The organism is Candidatus Acidulodesulfobacterium ferriphilum (assembly GCA_004195035.1).
GTDB classification, from domain to species: domain Bacteria; phylum SZUA-79; class SZUA-79; order Acidulodesulfobacterales; family Acidulodesulfobacteraceae; genus Acidulodesulfobacterium; species Acidulodesulfobacterium ferriphilum.
Map to the genome: position 1 here is coordinate 1 of SGBD01000004.1, position 17,488 is coordinate 17,488.

Genomic DNA, 17,488 nt, shown 5'->3' on the forward strand with positions numbered 1-17,488 from the left:
TAGATAAAACTGCTATTATCATAGAAGCGTTCTGCGCCCAAGCGTTGCCTTTCGCAAGAGCTGTTTTCAATTCTTTAAGAACCGTATCTTCATAAACGAACACAAACTTCCATGGCTGATGATTATAACAGGATGCCGAAAGCGAAGCCGACTGGGCTAGCGTCTTTATAAGGTCTTCGCTTATTTCGGTTTTTTCCAACGACCTGTAAGCTCTTCTTGATTCTATTATATCTGATAAGTCCATTTTTATTCTCCGTATATTTAATTAATATGAAATGTGAATTTAATATAAATCTGAATATTTCTATGCAAAATTAAAATTATCCTACCACTCATTCATGTCAACCTTTTCGCATCCTTCCATTATAGCGCTTTCTATCAGTTTTAAATCATCGGAAGAAATTGACCCTCTGAATTTTGATAGACTATCTCCCTTCACGCCTTTGGGAGATAACGAGTTTGCAAAGTCTAGAACGCGAAGCTGCATATCGTACGGTAGTTTATCCACCTGGATTAATATATTTTCCTTTATATGAGCATTTGCCATATCAGATCGCCTTTTATATTTTGCATTAAAAAATTATATATAATGCTATGTATTTTATTATTATTTTATCAGCTTTTTAAATAAATTCCAAACTATAGAAAATTTTCTATAGTATATACTAAAATGAAATTTTTCTAAAAATCATATATCCCGACAAAAGATTTAAAAAAATAATGGGAGACAAAAAAACAAGAAAAACAATAAGTAGTAATTATATAGACGAGGAAGAAAAAGAAATTATAGAATCCTTAAAGGATTTAGATTTAAAATCCATAAAAAATGACACGAAAAATATAAACAAGCTTAAGAATGCCGCAAAAGATTATATAAAAAACAAGATAAGACTATAACTCTTAGAATTTCTTCGGAAGATTTGGAGAAAATAAAAGTTATTGCTTCAAAAAAGGGACTAAAATATCAAACTTTCATTAAAAGTATTATTCACAGTTTCCTGGTATAAGAAAATAAATAAATCTGTCCCCTTTTTGCTTCTTCATCCTTCAAACCGCGTTCAATTTTTTGTATCACATATAAATTATACTTTTCGTGCGGTAGTTTATCCGCCTGGTTTAATATATTTTCCTTGATACGGGCATTTGCCATGTTAGTATAATTTTAATTCCTTTATAAAATTAAAATCTTTTTTGTTGTAAGTAAATAAAGGTATTTTATAATAAAGGGATGTGGCGCCGATTAAGGCATCGGGTATTTTAAGGCTGTGGCTTTTGGAATAAATTTCTATTAAATTTAAGGATATATCAGTAATTTCTTCATTTAGTTTTAAAATCTCAAAGGCTGAAAGGAATTTTTTAATAAGAATAAGCTCTTTTTTGCTTTTAGCCCCGAAATAGAGTTCCATCAAAGTGATGGCGCTTAAGGCAATATTTTTGGGCAGGATATCGTTTTCCAATATGTTTTTTGTAGAAACGTTTCCTTTGAAGAATTCTATCATTACATCGGTATCGCATAATACCACTTTAAAAACCCCACGCCTTTTCCCTGATTTCTTCTTTCGTAATAGCCCTTTTTTTCCATAATCCGAACATTTGGTTCATATCGAATGTTTTTTTCTTTTTCTCTATATTTTCGATATCTTTAATTTTTATATAAGGATTCTGGTTTAAAAAGTTTATGACGGTTTTTGCTTTTTCGATATCTTTTATTTCTAGTACTATCTTCATTATTTAAATCTCCTGTTTGTATTTATAATTCTCTAATTCTTTTTATATCTTATATTAAAAATTATGTGTATTATATTATTATTTTATCAGCTTTTTAAATAAATTCCAAACTATAAAAAATTTTCTATAGGATATGCTAAATACCTTATGCCTTGCTCGGTTTCTTAATCCCGAACTTTTTTGCCAGGAAGCTGATAAACTGTTTCGTATTTCCGATAGTCTTAGCCGCTTTTGTCATATTATAATCGTTCTCCTTAAGAATTTCTTCTACGCGCTCTTTAGTCCATTCTGTCTTTTTGCCAGGTTTTGAAGCCTTATAGATGTCGTTCCAATTTTTGACAAATAAGTAGGGTTCTTTTGGATTGTCGTTTCTTCCGAGCAGTCCTTCTTTTAAAAAAATATCTATGGCATTTAACGCAAATTTCCGTTCTTCTTCCACGTCTTTAGAATCATCTATTTTAACAAAATATGCAACGGATGTCGGAAACATATGATTGCCTATATCGAAAGGGTTGAGTTCTTTATGTCTTGCTTTATTGGATTTCATCTGCAGTCTTCCCTCATTTTCAAATTTTGCGGTAAATAACAGCAGCTTAATCCATGACGCAATTAATCTGTCTTTTTCGGGATATTTATCTAAAGCTTTTATTTCCGGCAACAAATAAAAGTTTAATGGTAGTTTTATATATTTCGGGGTATCTATATCAACGCCTTGGTCTTCTAATGTTTCTTGTATATCGTCCATAATTGTCAATTATATAGAATAAAATTCAGCGTGTCAATTAGTCAATTATTTTTTTACTTGACATTAAATAAATTTGATATATAATAATTGTAAAGTAATTATATAATTGACTAAATTATGGATAAAGATATTTTAATTATAAACGAAGCCGCCGCATTTTTAAGGGTTTCTGCTACTACTTTAAGGCGCTACATAGCTTCAAGGCAGATAACTTTCTACAAACTTCAAGGAAAATCCTATTTAGAGAAGCCGATTTAGAGAAGTTTTTAGCTTCAAAAAAGGTTGAAAGTTTCGATGAATTTAGAAATAAAAATATTTTGTGAATTTAAATTTATATATTTTTACTGCAGATAACCCCGTTCGCTCATTCAAAAGCGAAAATATTCAATATTGATGATTCTATTGCTATGCAGCAGGGTAGAAAAAAGTCATCCGGAAGAACGTTGCGTCAATGGAAGAACAGACCACTTACTTGGAATGCACCGCAATTTTATTTCAACTCAGATAATGCATAAACAATTTCAGGAGCCAGTCTAAAGCAGTTCTTCTAAACCGATGAAAAATTGAAGCCGATTAATTCGGTTTTTTTAAGTTAGTTTATTGAAAGTCCGCAGATTAAAATCGCCAGTCCGCATTGAGATTAGTGGTTTTGCATGGATTTTCAAGCGATATTTCTCTATGTTGTACATAGAAAAATATCGCTACAATCGTGATAATTTCTTTATTTGCGCGAAGAGCGGTAGTAACGAACACGTACACAATATATATAGTTCCGAAGTTTGGATTTGCCTTCCGTTGCGCAAGCATAAACAGGTTTAGTATTTAAAACCGGCAACGGTGTATTCGGAACGCATAAGAAGACAAGTATTAGAGGTAACTATGGGAAAATTATTGGATTTTTATAAACAGCACCGCCGGCTATTTTTGGCGCAAAAGCACCAGAACACGTCTAAAACCCAAAAATTCAGGGATAAGGCGGCTATTAAGTTCTTTTCATTTTGCGAATCTCAAAATTTACTCCATACGGACGGAATCCGCAAAAAGGAAGTGGTAAAAGATTTCTTCGATACTAAAGAAATGTCAAATAAATCAGACGAAACCCGCCGGAAATATTTTTTGGTAATTAGAGAAATTTATAGGCGGTTCTTTAAAATAAATATCGGAATCGAGGTTTTAAAGTGAGCGGTAAAGCTATGAGCATAAAAAACGAATCTAAAATATCGTTTCTGGCAAAAGAAATATCGGAATTTATTAAGCGTGGTTCTTCCACTGCCGAAAAACTTTCCGCTACTTTAAGAGAAATTAAATCTCAAACCGGCATTAAAAGCTTAAAAGATTTAGAGCAGCCTCATATTGTTAATATGATTACAGCATTAAAAAATAACGTTTCATCGGGAAATATGTCTTTATCTAACGCAAATTCATATATCTCAAGCATTAATAATATCGTGAAGTATATAGATAGGGATGATTTACACGTTATTAAAGCGTCTGACTTCGGATTAAGCCGTAATATATCCGAAAAAGACGGAATCAATAAAGAAAATTCAAGAGAATCCGCCGCCGCATTTAAAACTTGGCTTGACCAAAAATACGCGCAAACAAATGATTTGCGTTATGCGTCGCTAAAGCATGCCGTTAATATCCAATCTGTTAATTTAAGATTAAGAGAAAGTCTTCAAATTAAATTATTAAATAAAGACTTGTCCGGAAATACTTGAAAATTTAGATACGGAAGACGGCTCTTTGATTTATCCTTCCGACGTAACGCCCGAAGCGTTTTACATGGTTGCTCAGGGTAGGCCTTACGGAACGTTTTTTCACGGAGAGTTCGGCGGATGGCTTAAATCGCTTGAGAAAAGCTACAACAAGGGATTTAAAGAATTTTTGACTGACGTTTACGACGGATTTTCCCAAAAGAAATTAATTAAAGGTCCAAACGGAACGGGACAGCTTTATAGGATAGACGAACCAGCTATTAATATCTTGAGCGCTTCGACCATCGCCTGGATTTCTGAAAACGTTAAAGAAGCCGACCGCCAGAGCGGGTTTATGCAGAGGTTTACGATATTTTATGCCCAGCAGGATAAAAAAGAAATCGCTCTTCCTATAAGCAATAATCCGCCTAATAGTTTAGTCGAGGAGCTAAAAGAACTTTTAAGCATTAAAGGAGAAATAAAATTATCGGAGGAAGCGAAGCAAATTTACGAAGAGTTTTATTATAGCGAAAACGAATCTAAAAAAAGGCAGTCAGAAATATACGGCAGTTTTCATACGAGGCTTTTTACGCTTGTCATAAAAATTGCAATGGTTTACTGCGTTATGCGAAAAGATAAAGTTATCGGAAAAGAAGATATGGAATACGCTATACAATTAAAATTAATTCTTGAAAAATATCTTTATTCCGTTTACGACAAATTAATAAAAGATAAAAACCAGGAGACCCTGAATAAAATATTAAACATTATCGCAGACAACGGCGGGACTATCGAAAGAAGCAAACTCCTTCGTTATACGCATATGCTTAAAAAAGACTTCAACAATTTTATAGAAACATTAATTGAAAGAAGATCCGTCGCTGTGAGAGTAGAAAAAACTAAAACAAAATCCGCCGTTTATTATAAAATAATAGGCGATTAACGGGCGGCTTACATAATCTTGTGAACTTGTGAATTATTTAATAATATATTATTATAATATAATAAATACCTATATTTAAAGACTATTGGATAATTCGGATAGTGTAAAATATCTTGTGTAAATTTCCAATGGCAAAATAGGCGCACCTCCTATAAAATAGTTATTGACCAAAATAACTTTAAATTAAAGGAGGCAACGCCAATGATATCTTTGTCGGCGGCTTATAAAAGCAATGCTTTTATGCCGACAAAGATGTAAAACCAGTGTATCAGAAATCGTAACTTTATTCAAAGAGATTCAAAAGGAACCGTCTAAAATGTTTGAGCTAATAAGGACTAATATTAAAGAACAGGTCGGCAATTACATATCGGAGCTTTTAGACATAGAACTTAAAGACCATCTTAAAAGGAATAGATACGAGCGTTCCACCTGCACTGACCCAAACTATCGCAACGGTTCCTATGCCCGCCGTTTCTGCATTAAATCAATAGGCGATACCGCTGTAAAAGTCCCAAGGGATAGAAAGGGAACTTATAAGCCTAAGGTGCTTCCCCGCTTCAAAAGATACGAAGACTCGATAAAAGAAGATCTAACCCTGATGTATTTAACCGGCATATCGACCCGCTCGTTATCCCTTTTGTCGAATAAATTAATAGGCAGGAAATTGTCTCCGCAGGAAGTATCAAACGCCAATAAAGAGCTTATTTCCGCTATCGAGAAATGGAGAACGAGGGACTTATCCCCAGAGAATATAAAATATATCTATCTTGACGGCGTTAATTTTCATATGCGGATTAAGAAAATAGAAACGGTTCCGGTACTCGTAGCCATAGGCGTAGATATTAACGGTTACCGTTCCGTTCTGGGCTTCCAGTCCGGCGATAAGGAGTCCGCCTCTTCTTGGCGGCAGTTCTTTAAAGACCTTAAAAACAGGGGCCTAAACGGCTCATCGGTTAAGCTCGGCATAATGGACGGACTTGCCGGCTTAGAGAAGGTATTTAAAGAAGAATTTTATAATTCTTCGGTTCAAAGATGCCAAGTTCATCTTGCTAGAAATGTATTATCCAAAGTGCCGATAAAGCACAAAAAAGAAGTTGCCGACGGCTTAAGGTCAATATTCTATGCCATGTCTAAAGACAAAGCTATGGAATTTTTCAAAGAATTTAAAAATAAATACGATAAGGATTTTCCGTCCGCAGTTAAGTCTTTATCCAACTCGATAGATTCTTCCCTAACATTTTTTAAATTTCCTCAAGAGGACTGGATATCGTTAAGAACAACCAACATCATAGAGAGATTAAATAAAGAATTTAAAAGAAGAACTAAATCTATGGAGATATTAGCCGGGGAAAACAGTTCATATAATCTGCTTGCATTTATATCCATAAAAATGGAAGCGGCTTGGACGCATAATATTGTCGGGAAGGTGCAGCCTAATTTGCCTTTTTATAAAAAATTTACACAAAAAAGTTGACAGTATCATAATTCGCAGACAGTCGTGAAATATTGCTAATTATTGTTAATTATTTAAAAAAGGCAGCCAAAAAGAAAAAGGTCTTTTTTCTTGGCTGCCTAAATATTTTTAACTTTTAATTATTCAATCTTAATTTTTCGCAAAGATATATATTAAAAAGCCTTATAATGGTGGCATTGCGAGATAAATAAATAAAATATTCACAAATATTTCACGAAGGGTTTTTACAATTGGATTTAATGTTTATATTGGGTTGCGGTGAATATTTCACAAATTCGCATGATTTTTTGATAATTGCGGGAATAATTAGAAAGGAATGGGGCTAAACAAGGCAAGCCCCCATCGGGCTCACCTCCGGTTCATCTTGCCTTTTTTGCATCCAGGCGAGACGACCGTGTCTTTAGAAAAGTATTGCTTTATTCGTTACAAAATAAAGCGCCTTTATACTACCAACGATATAAACATATATTTTTCTGTATGTATGAAAAAGTCATATTTTTTGCAGGAAAAGGCATTCTTTTTCAAAACATGCAAAAAAATATATATGTTTAGCATAAAGCCTTTAGCTTTATAAACGCTTAACTCCATATCTTTTTCATCAGAAAAATATGCCGTTTATGCGGCAGGATGTAAAATTAAAGTTTTTATCCACCCCCTGCGGTCAAGCGTGCATACGCTTGTCAGGTTCGGGCGGAAGCCCGATACGATGTTTTAAATGTTTGTTTCGCCGGAGTTTGATTTTGCCGTAAGCCATTACCACAGACTTTATAGATAAAATGATAAACGAGATAAGCGGGCAAAGTTGCAGGTTTGCTTGTTGATTTATGTCATGCTATAATTACTCATACAGCGGTTGAATTAAATAAATAATTTTGGAGGACTAAAATTGGAAACAGACGCTATATTTATCAGGACGCCGGAAATAGACTGGATACCCGCAAGCTCTATTTACGGCGAAAGCGTATTGCATGAAGGCAAAGAAATAGTATTAGTTAAGCAGTTAACCAACAGGCTTGAAAACGGAAAAGGGGTAGCATATTTAATTAAATTCGTTCCTCCCAAAGGCAAGATGATAAGAACGGTAGCGGTTGCCCGTTCCGACGAACACGTTTATATACTTGAAGGCGGACATTGTTATAGGAACGGAGAGCGGAGATTTTTCCCCGGAGATTACGTATTAAATCCCGAAGGTCATCCTCATGCCGCTTTGGTCAATATCGAAACTACGGCTCTCGTAATATGCACCGGAGCTACGGACGAAGTAAAAGAGATAACGGTAATAGAGCCTAAACCGTAAAAAATATCCTTATCTTAAATTTGTTTTTTTATAAACTATAAATATGATTATTAACGACTATAAAACAATTGAAGAAATCCTCAACCGTTCAAGCATAGGAGTGCTTGGACTGTTTGACGGAACGTCGCCGTATACCGTTCCGGTTAACTTTGTATATCATGAAAAGCATATCTATTTACATTCCGCGGAATCCGGGACCAAGATAGACATTTTAAAACAAAATCCAATCGTCAGCTTTTTGGTTTTTATAGACAGGGGCATTATTCCAAATAAAATTCCGTGCAAAATAGGCCAGTCTTTTAAAAGCGTTATGATAACGGGCGAAGCCGCTATCGTTGATGATATAAGCGAAAAAAGAAATGCGCTGGAAGCTATTCTTAAAAAATGTGTTCCCGAAGGCGGATATATTGGATTAACGGAAGAAATGGTCGAAAATTATAAATCCAAACTAAATAGAAGAACGGCTATTATTAAAATAAAGATAAATGAAATCAGCGGGAAAGAAAGACCGTAGTCTAATTGCCGGCTGTGCAGGCATGGAAGCGTATTTACGAACTAGCAAATATATCGATTTCAGCAATCCTGCGGTTTTAGAAAAAGCGGCGGATTTGACTATCGGACTTAAAAGCGAAGAAAAAATTGTCGAAGCCTGTTTCAAGTTTGTAAGGGATTCTATAAAACACAGCTGGGATTACAGGCTAAATCCAGTAACATGCAAAGCTTCCGATGTTTTAATACATGGGCATGGTTATTGCTTTGCTAAAAGTCATCTTTTGGCTGCTCTTTTGAGGGCTAACGGTATTCCGTCAGGTTTATGCTATCAAAGACTTGTTTTAGATATTGATGTTTCAAGTTCGCGTTTTACCCTGCACGGTTTCAATGCGGTTTATTTAAAAAAATATGGGTGGTATCGTATTGACGCCAGGGGTAATAAGCCGGGGGTAGATGCACATTTTTGTCCTCCGGCAGAAAAATTGGCGTTCGATATTCTTTACGCCGGCGAAAGGAATTTAGACGGAATTTTGGCAGAACCTTTGCCCTCCGTTATAAAAGTCTTAACTAAAAATAAAACAACCGAACAGGTTTATGAAAATCTTCCTGACGCATAAGAAGGTTAAATTAATTTATATTTAATGGCCATAAAATCATGAAACATACGATTCTCGGAGCGGGCGGTTCTATCGGAAACGTTTTAACTTATGAATTACTCAAAAACAAACAAAGCGTAAGATTAGTCTCAAGAAGTAAATATCAGATAAATGGAGCGGATTCTTTTAAGGCAGATATAACATCGTTCAATGAAACCTTTGAAAGCGTAAAAGGCTCCGATATTGTATATTTATGCGCAGGGTTGCCCTATGATTATAGGATATGGGTAGAGTTATGGCCGAAGATTATGAAGAATGCGATAGACGCATGCATAAAAGCCAAAACAAAATTAGTATTCTTCGATAACGTCTATATGTACGGAAAGGTTGACGGCAAAATGACGGAATCCACCCCGTATAATCCTGTTAGCAGAAAAGGCGAAGTGCGCGCTAAAATCGCAAACATGCTGGAAACTGAAATAAAAAAAGGCAATATTCAGGCAATTATAGCAAGGGCCGCCGATTTATACGGACCGCACATAACTAAAACAAGTATGGTTTACGTTTTGGTTATAGAAAAACTTATGCAGGGTAAAAGCGCCCAATGGATGCTCGATATTACTAAACCTCATTCATTCACATATACCGTCGATTGCGCAAAAGGACTTTATTTATTAACAAGCAAAGAGGATACTTTCAATCAGGTATGGCATTTGCCGACATTTAATCCAGCAATTAATTTAAAAACTTTTATTGAATTAGTTGCAGGCGAGTTAGGGATTAATCCCAAATATTCTGTTTTGAAAAAATGGATGGTAAAATCGGCGGGAGTTTTTGATAAAAAAGCATCCGAGTTATACGAAATGCTGTATCAATATGAATTTGATTATTATTTTGATTCGTCTAAGTTTAATGAATATTTTAAATATAAGCCTATGCCTTACGGAGAAGGCATAAAAGAAACGGTTCTATTTGTTAAAAACAGCGCATTATAATTTATATTTACGTCTTTAACGGGTTTTTTATATTATGAATAAAAATGAAGTGGAAGAACATTTCGAAAAACAGGCGGGCAGTTACGAAGAATTAATGGTCAAACTTATCCCTGGATATTTAGAGCAGCACGCAATTATCTACGATTTGCTTCCCGAAGGAGAAAAAGCTTATAGAGTGCTTGATTTGGGATGCGGCAACGGAGTTTTATCGGAACAGGTATTAAAAAAATATCCCCATGCCCGTATAGTCGGATTCGATTTAACGGAAGAGATGCTTAAAGCATATAAAAACAAACTTTATAAATATTCCAACAGGTTTGAATTAAAGAAAGGTGATTTTAAAACCGAATCAATCGGGAATAGCTACGATATTATCCTTGCAGGTCTTAGTCTGCATCATCTTGACCTTGAGCAAAGAAGAAATTTCTATAAAACGATTTATTCCGCATTAAACGCGGGAGGGACGTTTATATCCCGCGATATCATAATCGACGAAGACGAAGGCGTAAGAACGCAACAATACGAACTCTGGAAAAGATTTATCGAATCAAACGGAGAAGACCCGGAATTTTGGTATTCAAAGCATATGCAAAAAGACTATCCCGTTATCATTAGCGAACATTTTGCATGGCTAAAAGATGCAGGGTTTATAAAAATAGGTTGTCATTACAGGCTTTTTAATTTTGCGGTTACGTCGGCGATGAAATAAAGCAATTTTTTTCTATCGCAAAATCAGAATAAATAAATCAGAGAAGAGTACCTGATTTATTTATTTTATATTAGTAACTCAGGTGCGGTTCGCCAGGGTAATGGGAACGGATGAATGGCTCTTAGGCTTAAAAGGCTGAATATATGATAAATTTTAATTAATCTAAATTTAAAGGAGGCTTATAAATATGTTAAAGCGCTGGAACGTAAAGTCCTACGACGATAACTTTGATTACGTGTGGAAAAGCGGCCTTAGAGTTATAGATTTACTCTCTCCTAAAAGAGGAGAAAAGATATTAGACTTCGGATGCGGGACGGGTCGTCTGACAGATGAAATAAAAAGTTCCGGCGCTCACGTTAAGGGTATCGACATTTCAGAAGAAATGATAGAAAAAGCAAGGAATTCATATCCCTATATTGATTTTGAAATAGGGAACATAATATCTTACGCGGAAAACGAAACATATGACGGTGTTTTTTCAAATGCCGTGCTTCACTGGATTCCCTTGAAAGACCACGTCAGTTTACTTAAATCGGTTCATGCCTTGCTTAAGCCTCAAGGAAGGTTCGTTGCCGAGTTCGATGCAAAAAGCAATGTTTCTTGTATAATTTCCTCCTTAGATAAGGCAGCCGGTATTTTAAAAGAAAGAAATACGATATGTGGAGACATAAATATTTCGGCTAAAAATCTCTGGTATCATCCATCTGTGTTGGAATATAAATGGCTTTTAGAAAATAACGGTTTTAACGTAACGAGTATCAAGCTTTACGAAAGGCTTACCCCGTTAAGCGGAGGAGAAGATGGTTTTGCGGAATGGGTAAGGTTTGTAAAGGGCTTTGGCCTGCTTAATTCTGTTCCCGAAAATCTTCATGAAGACGTCATAGAAATAGCGGAAGATATCGCGAGGGAAACGCTTTATAAAAACGGCGGGTGGCATGCGGACCATAAGCGTATAATTTTTAAGGCCTTAAGCATTTAGAAATTAGAAGAAGGATACAAGATTTATTTATTTTCACGTCTGGATTTTTTTGTAGTCTAATTTAAAATATTATAAAATAAGTAAATCTGCCCCATTTATTGGAACAGGAAGTAAATAAAATAGCATTAAAAGCTTTAGCCGAAGAAATGCATGAAAAAATATATATAAAACCCGCAAAATAAAGCGCACTATGCGTCCAACGATATAAACATATATTTTTCTGTATGTATTGAAAAAGTATATCTTTTTCATCATAAAAGTATGCCGTTTATGCGGCAGGATGTAAAATTAAAGTTTTTATCCACCCCCTGCGGTCAAGCGTGCATACGCTTGTCAGGTTCGGGCGGAAGCCCGATACGATGCTTTTTATGTTTGTTTCGCCGGAGTTTGATTTTGCCGAAAGGCTTGCTTTCTAAACCGCTTGCCGGTTTGGAAAGCAAAATCAAACGGAGCAAGAAACAAACCTCTATAAGCTTTCTTCAGTTTGTGTTTTTTACAAACTGAAGAAAGCGTGGAAAATGCTTGAAAAACCTAATTTGACGAAAAGTGATTACTATTTTTATAAATTATGGTATAATTAAAACATATATTGTTTAGTCAATTCTTTTTAGGTTTCTCGCTTTAATTGGCGGCGCTTTTTAAGGAACCTATTATCTTCGCAAGAGATTAAAACTTACCTATCTTCGAAAGAAGATCAAAAACTTTCCAATCCGAAACGAACGGATTATTAAATTCGCAAATATTTACTTTGGATTTTTTAAGATTTTTATTTCCACGGTGATTTTTAAGTTTATTTATAAACGATGAAAATACCGGCGCGATTAAAGATTTTAAAAAGGAACTACTTCTGCTCGGAAAAAAATCCGGGTCAATTCTAAAAGTAAATATCCTTTCTAACGCAGGCCGAAATCCTGCACAGTTATTTTGCTAACCGCTTATGGTTTAACTCTAAAAAAACCTTCCAAGACTTGCCGGGTCTTTAAATCCGGAAAATAACTTTTAAAAATATATAGGGATTATTGGCTTATCCTCAAAAGATTTTCTCCTTAGAGCTGGTATTGTCTTTCCAGTGAAAAAGCCATACGAAAAGACATTTTCGACCTTAAATCCTGCATGGGTGTTTCATGGCATTATAGAATATAGGCAGGGTTAAATGCCAATGGCAAAAGTTTGTCTAAATAAAAATAAATATTTTTACGGAGGATATTAAAATGACGAAAATAGAATATAAGATAAATCGGGAATTAAAAGAGATAGAACATTTTCATAAAATGGACGCGCCGTTATCTATCGTTTCGAATAAAACAGACCATGACATCAGGCAGGACATGTGCCGCATAGCTCATGATGCCAGGCATTACGATATAGGCGTAACCGCCAACAGGAAAGCCGATATCGGCAAATGGAGTAACGCCGATATCGAAAAAATGGTAAATTATTATAAGGCTCAGGGACTAAAGGACGCCACTATTATCAACTACGTTTCTTCCTTAAGGTCTTTTTTACATGAAACAGGCAGAACCAATATTAACATTTCCAACGGAGAACTTGGACTTAAAAGAGAAATTGAATATAAGGATAAAAGTCTAAATGTCAAAGGAGTGGATATAAAAGAAAAACTTCTGTATTTTAAAGAAAAAGACGCCAATGTTTACGTTCAGTTGAAAATAGCAAGTGTAGCGGCCTTAAGAAAAGAAGAAAGCGTTCACGCCGGACTCGCGCTTGCCAAAGGTTATGAAGTCGTAAAAAACGGCAGTCTTGAATTAAAAGGCTCATGGTGCAAAAACGGCAGACCCAGAGAAATAAAACTTTCTTCTGAGAAACTTAAAGAACTTGCGGAACTTCGTAAATTTGCAATGAACTGCAATTACGATACCGGCAGGAACTTAAAGCAGGAAATGAACCATCTGGGAAATTCAATTAAAAATGCCGGCTTCAATATACACGCCGTAAGGCATTCCGTTGCACAGGAAAGGTATGCGGAACTTATTTTAAACGGATATTCCGAAAAAGAATCTAAAATAGCCGTTTCCAATGAACTTGGGCATAACAGGGATTATGTAACGAAGGTTTATCTGGGAAAAGATGGGGATTAATATTTCAATATTATTGAATTTGTTTTAGTCGTTCATTAGGTCATTAAATCTTTCATGGAGAGACTTATCTTTTATAGTTTTATAATTAGGATATTTACCATTAATAGCAAGTTTTTCGGCGTCAATAAGATAAGATGGAACCCCTTTTGTTTTTGGTATTAATTTGCTATACGCCAATGCCGAAACGCCCCATAGCAATAATTCCTTGCTAAATTTCATTGGATCGTAAAACGGATTCGAGGAAAGCAATGCGCCTGCAACGGGTATCCCTGTGAAAATAAGGCTATACATATCTATTTTGTTGAAAAACGCTATTGTTTTCTTATATTCAGATTTAGCTACTTCAAAATTCTTTATAAAATCACCAACAATAATATCTTTAGCGTGTTCTTTATTTTCGCATTTTGATATTTCTTTTTTTAAACCATCAAGACTTTTTTGAAATTCTATACGTTCATCTTTATGTTTTTCTTTAAATTTTATTAAATTTTTCATTGGGATTCCACTAAGATTACTAGGAAGCAAACCATCTATGGCAAGATTACATAAATATACATCATCCATTGAGAAACGAATATCTTTATTGAAATTGCCTTCTTGTGAAAAATAGGTTCCGGCAATCCATGAGTCATTGGAATCGGTTAAAAGATTAAGATCACGTTTTTCTGCAACAACCTTGGAAAGATAAAACATGTAAATACCAGCTATATACCGCGGAATTTTAATAAAACCGCCATCCGCTAATTTATCTAATTTGGAAGACATTTCTTGAAAGAGAGATTGTAGCCTAACATCTGTTTTTTCAGGATGTATACGGGCAAAATCATCGAAGCTATGAGAAGAAAATCCTGATGGCATTGCCAACCCTTCTTTGGAGCGTTTAAGTTGTTCGTAAAAATTTAAAAAATTGGTTCCGGCAATATTTTTTTCATCATTCTTTAAGTATAAATCTATTACAATTCCTGCATCTATTGCCTCTTTCACCTCTTTATTATCATAAGGGTCGTAGCTCGCAGGAACAATTCTAAAAATTCTATCCCAGACTAGGATAGATTTTTTCAGAAAATCAATATCGTGAAACTCTATTGTTGGGTAATATAAAGCGTAAAATGCCATCACAATTCCTTTTTATTGTACATTATTATAAAAAAAATGCTTTAAAAAAATTAATATGCTTTATATAAATGCATAAAATGTATTATAATAAAATTAAATATAAAATAAAAGTTTTTATACTCATGAATCCTTGGATTGAATTAAGCATAGAATACGCGAATCAGAGAAATTATTTAGATGATTTATTTCAGGTATACCCCACAATTCCTGAAGGGTTAAGAGAAATAGATAACTATCTCTGGGGTAAAATTGAGAAGTCTTTTAATAAAAGAAATAACATAGAACTATTAAAAAATCTTTTGAAGGCCGAACTCTTTCCGATAAAAGATTCTTATGTTGCTTATTTAAAAAGGGATAAATCCTCAATTGAAAGGAATCCTGCAACAGTAGACCGACTTTGCGGGAGATTGTACGAAATGGGGCTTGATGCAATTTACAATAAATGCTCTGAGCCCAAAGAAACTAATAGGCAAATCGGTCCCTTATTTAGAAGATGGTTAAATAAAAAATCCTTAGGCATCCAACCGGTAGATATTAATGAATTTAAAAAGACAAAAGGAAACGCAATTTTAGATGGAAGCGATGCCGAATTATCAGCTTTCGCAAAAGTTTTTCTAAATTACAACCATAATAAAGGTCTTGATTTTATAAGCCGGTTTAATGGTAAATATATTATTGGAGAAGCAAAATTTTTGACAGATTTTGGCGGACATCAAAATGCACAGTTTAACGATGCAATTTCTACATTAACGCTAAAGAATGTTAATGCCATTATTATTGCAATATTAGACGGCGTTTTATATATAAGTGGTGGCAATAAAATGCATAAAAGTCTAACAACGGGACTTAAGGAATATAATATTATGAGTGCATTAGTTCTAAGAGAATTTTTATATCAAATTTAAAAATTATGTTCATAACATACAAAAATAAAAAAACTGAACAAGAAATCTTAAACAATACGCCAAAGGTTCAACTTAAATTAGTTTACGGGAATCATTTGCGTAATAAGCTTATTCACGGAAATAATTTAAGCATACTCAAAACATTGCTTGATGATTACCAACTTAAGGGCAAGATAGATTTGATTTATATAGATCCTCCGTTTTCTACAAATAACTGCTATAAAATAGGATCATCAAGGTCTAATACTATAAGTATGAATAATAGCGACGATATAGCATATACCGATACAATTGTAAACGAATATTTTCTTGAATTTTTAAGGGAGAGATTGGTTCTTATGAGGGAAATGATGTCTGAGAAGGCATCCATTTACCTTCATATAGATTATAAAATAGGACATTACGTGAAAATCATAATGGATGAAATATTCGGAAAAAATAATTTCAGAAATGATATCACAAGAATTAAATGTAATCCTAAAAATTTTATGAGAAAAGCGTACGGAAATATAAAAGATATGATTCTTTTCTATTCAAAATCCGGAAATAATACATGGAATGAACCAAAAACTTCTTTTAGCAGGCAAGATATTGAAAAATTATTTAAGAAAATAGATGAAAACGGTAGGCGATATACCACAATTCCTCTTCATGCACCTGGCGAAACCGTTAACGGAAAAACCGGCAAACCATGGCGCGATATGAATCCTCCTGAAGGTAGACACTGGAGGAGCGAACCTTCCGTTTTAGAGGAACTGGACAAGCAAGGTTTAATTGAGTGGTCTAAAACAGGGGTTCCAAGAAAAAAAATATATGCTGACGAAAAAGATGGGAAAAGAATGCAGGACATTTGGGAATTTAAAGATCCGCAACATCCTCAATACCCAACAGGAAAAAACTTAGACTTATTGAAATTTATTATTCAGACTTCCTCAAATAAAGGAGATTTGATTCTTGATTCTTTTTGTGGTTCCGGAACAACTCTGGTTGCAGCTCAGGAATTAGGGCGAAACTGGATAGGAATTGACAGTTCAGAGCATGCAATAAAAATTACTAAAAAGAACCTGTCTAAAATTCCGCAAGAACTATTTGCGGATAATTTTGAATATGAATTTTTGGAAGAAAAAACTTTAGAAAACAATTATATTATTTCAGTTTAAAATTATTTCTAATAATCACTTATGGCTCTTAATGTATTTATAAGCTATTCGACATATGATATTCAAAATGCGAAAAATCTTGCCGGTTGGGTTTCTCAGGCAGGGGCACAGCCTTTTATTTCACAATATTCATTAATGCCGGGAACGCCGCTTTCACCAACTATTATAAACAAAATAAAGAACTGCGATATTTTTTTACTCCTTTGGTCGGAAAATGCAAAAAATTCTGAATGGGTTTCTCAGGAAATAGGAATAGCCGTAGGGAATAATAAAACCATTATCCCATTAGTTTTACACCAGGGTATTTATTTGCCCGGCTTCATCAAGGATCTTAAATATATTGATGTTTATAAAGATCCTGTAGCGGCTACAAATGAGATTTATTCCACGATAGCTATTTATGTTAAACAAAAAGAACAGCAAGAAGAAAATATTAAAATAATTCTCGGGGTAGCTGGGGCAATCCTTCTTTTTGTAGCGATTGCAGGAAAATAGGGTATATTAGGATTAGGAATTTTCTATAAATATAAAAATAGGCAGGATAAAATATGATGAT

Annotated in this window: 23 protein-coding genes; 16 read left to right on the forward strand and 7 right to left on the reverse strand. The window is 34.4% G+C overall.

Features of this window, described 5'->3' with window-relative positions; genetic code table 11:
* Positions 1–244, reverse strand: a 244-nt coding sequence (locus EVJ47_07030; GenBank protein ID RZD13987.1) for a nitroreductase, incomplete at its 3' end; no start/stop codon positions are given.
* 81 nt (positions 245–325) lie between these two features.
* On the reverse strand, positions 326–547 hold the full coding sequence (locus EVJ47_07035) for a hypothetical protein (protein RZD13988.1): 222 nt from the start codon (positions 545–547) through the stop codon (positions 326–328).
* Between the two features lie 346 nt (positions 548–893).
* Between EVJ47_07035 and EVJ47_07040 the strand changes: the two genes are divergently transcribed.
* Complete coding sequence (locus tag EVJ47_07040; GenBank protein ID RZD14191.1) at positions 894–1,007, forward strand: hypothetical protein; 114 nt, start codon at positions 894–896, stop codon at positions 1,005–1,007.
* 144 nt (positions 1,008–1,151) lie between these two features.
* Here the strand turns inward: EVJ47_07040 and EVJ47_07045 are convergent, their stop codons facing one another.
* The 3 genes from EVJ47_07045 to EVJ47_07055 form a co-directional block, all read right to left on the reverse strand.
* Positions 1,152–1,523 (reverse strand): type II toxin-antitoxin system VapC family toxin, encoded by a 372-nt coding sequence (locus EVJ47_07045; GenBank protein RZD13989.1) that lies wholly within the window; start codon positions 1,521–1,523, stop codon positions 1,152–1,154.
* A 1-nt stretch (position 1,524) separates the two neighbouring features.
* Positions 1,525–1,728 (reverse strand): hypothetical protein, encoded by a 204-nt coding sequence (locus EVJ47_07050; protein ID RZD13990.1) that lies wholly within the window; start codon positions 1,726–1,728, stop codon positions 1,525–1,527.
* A gap of 145 nt (positions 1,729–1,873) precedes the next feature.
* Positions 1,874–2,473, reverse strand: a complete 600-nt coding sequence (locus tag EVJ47_07055) for a hypothetical protein (GenBank protein RZD13991.1) — start codon at positions 2,471–2,473, stop codon at positions 1,874–1,876.
* 117 nt (positions 2,474–2,590) lie between these two features.
* Here EVJ47_07055 and EVJ47_07060 point away from each other — a divergent pair, with 117 nt between their 5' ends.
* Entirely contained in the window at positions 2,591–2,731 is a 141-nt protein-coding gene (locus tag EVJ47_07060; GenBank protein ID RZD13992.1) for a DNA-binding protein, read from the forward strand.
* Positions 2,732–3,088: 357 nt separating this feature from the next.
* On the opposite strand, the gene EVJ47_07065 is transcribed toward EVJ47_07060, so the two are convergent.
* Positions 3,089–3,280, reverse strand: a complete 192-nt coding sequence (locus EVJ47_07065) for a hypothetical protein (protein RZD13993.1) — start codon at positions 3,278–3,280, stop codon at positions 3,089–3,091.
* 72 nt (positions 3,281–3,352) lie between these two features.
* Between EVJ47_07065 and EVJ47_07070 the strand changes: the two genes are divergently transcribed.
* The 11 genes from EVJ47_07070 (at position 3,353) to EVJ47_07120 (ending at position 13,751) form a co-directional block, all read left to right on the forward strand.
* A complete protein-coding gene (locus tag EVJ47_07070) occupies positions 3,353–3,655 on the forward strand; it encodes a hypothetical protein (GenBank protein ID RZD13994.1) in 303 nt (100 codons plus the stop codon).
* 11 nt (positions 3,656–3,666) lie between these two features.
* A complete protein-coding gene (locus EVJ47_07075; GenBank protein ID RZD13995.1) occupies positions 3,667–4,194 on the forward strand; it encodes a hypothetical protein in 528 nt (175 codons plus the stop codon).
* Between the two features lie 25 nt (positions 4,195–4,219).
* Positions 4,220–5,113 carry a DUF3987 domain-containing protein gene (locus EVJ47_07080; GenBank protein ID RZD13996.1) on the forward strand — a complete coding sequence of 298 codons (894 nt, stop codon included), beginning with the start codon at positions 4,220–4,222 and terminating at the stop codon, positions 5,111–5,113.
* A 232-nt stretch (positions 5,114–5,345) separates the two neighbouring features.
* Positions 5,346–6,587, forward strand: a complete 1,242-nt coding sequence (locus EVJ47_07085) for an IS256 family transposase (GenBank protein RZD13997.1) — start codon at positions 5,346–5,348, stop codon at positions 6,585–6,587.
* 886 nt (positions 6,588–7,473) lie between these two features.
* Complete coding sequence (locus EVJ47_07090) at positions 7,474–7,884, forward strand: hypothetical protein (GenBank protein ID RZD13998.1); 411 nt, start codon at positions 7,474–7,476, stop codon at positions 7,882–7,884.
* Positions 7,885–7,927: 43 nt separating this feature from the next.
* A complete protein-coding gene (locus tag EVJ47_07095; GenBank protein RZD13999.1) occupies positions 7,928–8,398 on the forward strand; it encodes a pyridoxamine 5'-phosphate oxidase family protein in 471 nt (156 codons plus the stop codon).
* Between the two features lie 22 nt (positions 8,399–8,420).
* Positions 8,421–8,993 (forward strand): transglutaminase family protein, encoded by a 573-nt coding sequence (locus EVJ47_07100; protein RZD14192.1) that lies wholly within the window; start codon positions 8,421–8,423, stop codon positions 8,991–8,993.
* A 38-nt stretch (positions 8,994–9,031) separates the two neighbouring features.
* Positions 9,032–9,967, forward strand: a complete 936-nt coding sequence (locus tag EVJ47_07105; GenBank protein ID RZD14000.1) for an NAD-dependent epimerase/dehydratase family protein — start codon at positions 9,032–9,034, stop codon at positions 9,965–9,967.
* A 34-nt stretch (positions 9,968–10,001) separates the two neighbouring features.
* On the forward strand, positions 10,002–10,676 hold the full coding sequence (locus EVJ47_07110; GenBank protein RZD14001.1) for a class I SAM-dependent methyltransferase: 675 nt from the start codon (positions 10,002–10,004) through the stop codon (positions 10,674–10,676).
* A gap of 187 nt (positions 10,677–10,863) precedes the next feature.
* Positions 10,864–11,655, forward strand: a complete 792-nt coding sequence (locus tag EVJ47_07115; GenBank protein RZD14002.1) for a class I SAM-dependent methyltransferase — start codon at positions 10,864–10,866, stop codon at positions 11,653–11,655.
* A 1,211-nt stretch (positions 11,656–12,866) separates the two neighbouring features.
* Entirely contained in the window at positions 12,867–13,751 is an 885-nt protein-coding gene (locus EVJ47_07120; GenBank protein RZD14003.1) for a hypothetical protein, read from the forward strand.
* A 24-nt stretch (positions 13,752–13,775) separates the two neighbouring features.
* On the opposite strand, the gene EVJ47_07125 is transcribed toward EVJ47_07120, so the two are convergent.
* Entirely contained in the window at positions 13,776–14,867 is a 1,092-nt protein-coding gene (locus EVJ47_07125) for a hypothetical protein (protein RZD14004.1), read from the reverse strand.
* Between the two features lie 122 nt (positions 14,868–14,989).
* Here EVJ47_07125 and EVJ47_07130 point away from each other — a divergent pair, with 122 nt between their 5' ends.
* The 3 genes from EVJ47_07130 (at position 14,990) to EVJ47_07140 (ending at position 17,427) form a co-directional block, all read left to right on the forward strand.
* Entirely contained in the window at positions 14,990–15,772 is a 783-nt protein-coding gene (locus tag EVJ47_07130; protein ID RZD14005.1) for a restriction endonuclease, read from the forward strand.
* 95 nt (positions 15,773–15,867) lie between these two features.
* Positions 15,868–16,932: a site-specific DNA-methyltransferase gene (locus tag EVJ47_07135; GenBank protein RZD14193.1), complete on the forward strand. Its 1,065-nt coding sequence runs from the start codon at positions 15,868–15,870 to the stop codon at positions 16,930–16,932.
* A gap of 21 nt (positions 16,933–16,953) precedes the next feature.
* Positions 16,954–17,427 carry a toll/interleukin-1 receptor domain-containing protein gene (locus tag EVJ47_07140; GenBank protein ID RZD14006.1) on the forward strand — a complete coding sequence of 158 codons (474 nt, stop codon included), beginning with the start codon at positions 16,954–16,956 and terminating at the stop codon, positions 17,425–17,427.
* Positions 17,428–17,488 lie beyond the last annotated feature (61 nt).

Excerpts from the sequence above, each read along its gene's own strand:
- EVJ47_07070 (RZD13994.1), top strand. The coding sequence starts at position 3,353 with ATGGGAAAATTATTGGATTTTTATAAACAGCACCGCCGGCTATTTTTG.
- EVJ47_07110 (RZD14001.1), top strand. The coding sequence starts at position 10,002 with ATGAATAAAAATGAAGTGGAAGAACATTTCGAAAAACAGGCGGGCAGT.
- EVJ47_07115 (RZD14002.1), top strand. The coding sequence starts at position 10,864 with ATGTTAAAGCGCTGGAACGTAAAGTCCTACGACGATAACTTTGATTAC.
- EVJ47_07100 (RZD14192.1), top strand. The coding sequence starts at position 8,421 with ATGGAAGCGTATTTACGAACTAGCAAATATATCGATTTCAGCAATCCT.
- EVJ47_07125 (RZD14004.1), bottom strand. The coding sequence starts at position 14,867 with ATGGCATTTTACGCTTTATATTACCCAACAATAGAGTTTCACGATATT.
- EVJ47_07035 (RZD13988.1), bottom strand. The coding sequence starts at position 547 with ATGGCAAATGCTCATATAAAGGAAAATATATTAATCCAGGTGGATAAA.
- EVJ47_07085 (RZD13997.1), top strand. The coding sequence starts at position 5,346 with ATGCTTTTATGCCGACAAAGATGTAAAACCAGTGTATCAGAAATCGTA.
- EVJ47_07050 (RZD13990.1), bottom strand. The coding sequence starts at position 1,728 with ATGAAGATAGTACTAGAAATAAAAGATATCGAAAAAGCAAAAACCGTC.
- EVJ47_07065 (RZD13993.1), bottom strand. The coding sequence starts at position 3,280 with ATGCTTGCGCAACGGAAGGCAAATCCAAACTTCGGAACTATATATATT.
- EVJ47_07055 (RZD13991.1), bottom strand. The coding sequence starts at position 2,473 with ATGGACGATATACAAGAAACATTAGAAGACCAAGGCGTTGATATAGAT.
- EVJ47_07140 (RZD14006.1), top strand. The coding sequence starts at position 16,954 with ATGGCTCTTAATGTATTTATAAGCTATTCGACATATGATATTCAAAAT.
- EVJ47_07075 (RZD13995.1), top strand. The coding sequence starts at position 3,667 with ATGAGCATAAAAAACGAATCTAAAATATCGTTTCTGGCAAAAGAAATA.
- EVJ47_07120 (RZD14003.1), top strand. The coding sequence starts at position 12,867 with ATGACGAAAATAGAATATAAGATAAATCGGGAATTAAAAGAGATAGAA.
- EVJ47_07130 (RZD14005.1), top strand. The coding sequence starts at position 14,990 with ATGAATCCTTGGATTGAATTAAGCATAGAATACGCGAATCAGAGAAAT.
- EVJ47_07095 (RZD13999.1), top strand. The coding sequence starts at position 7,928 with ATGATTATTAACGACTATAAAACAATTGAAGAAATCCTCAACCGTTCA.
- EVJ47_07105 (RZD14000.1), top strand. The coding sequence starts at position 9,032 with ATGAAACATACGATTCTCGGAGCGGGCGGTTCTATCGGAAACGTTTTA.
- EVJ47_07060 (RZD13992.1), top strand. The coding sequence starts at position 2,591 with ATGGATAAAGATATTTTAATTATAAACGAAGCCGCCGCATTTTTAAGG.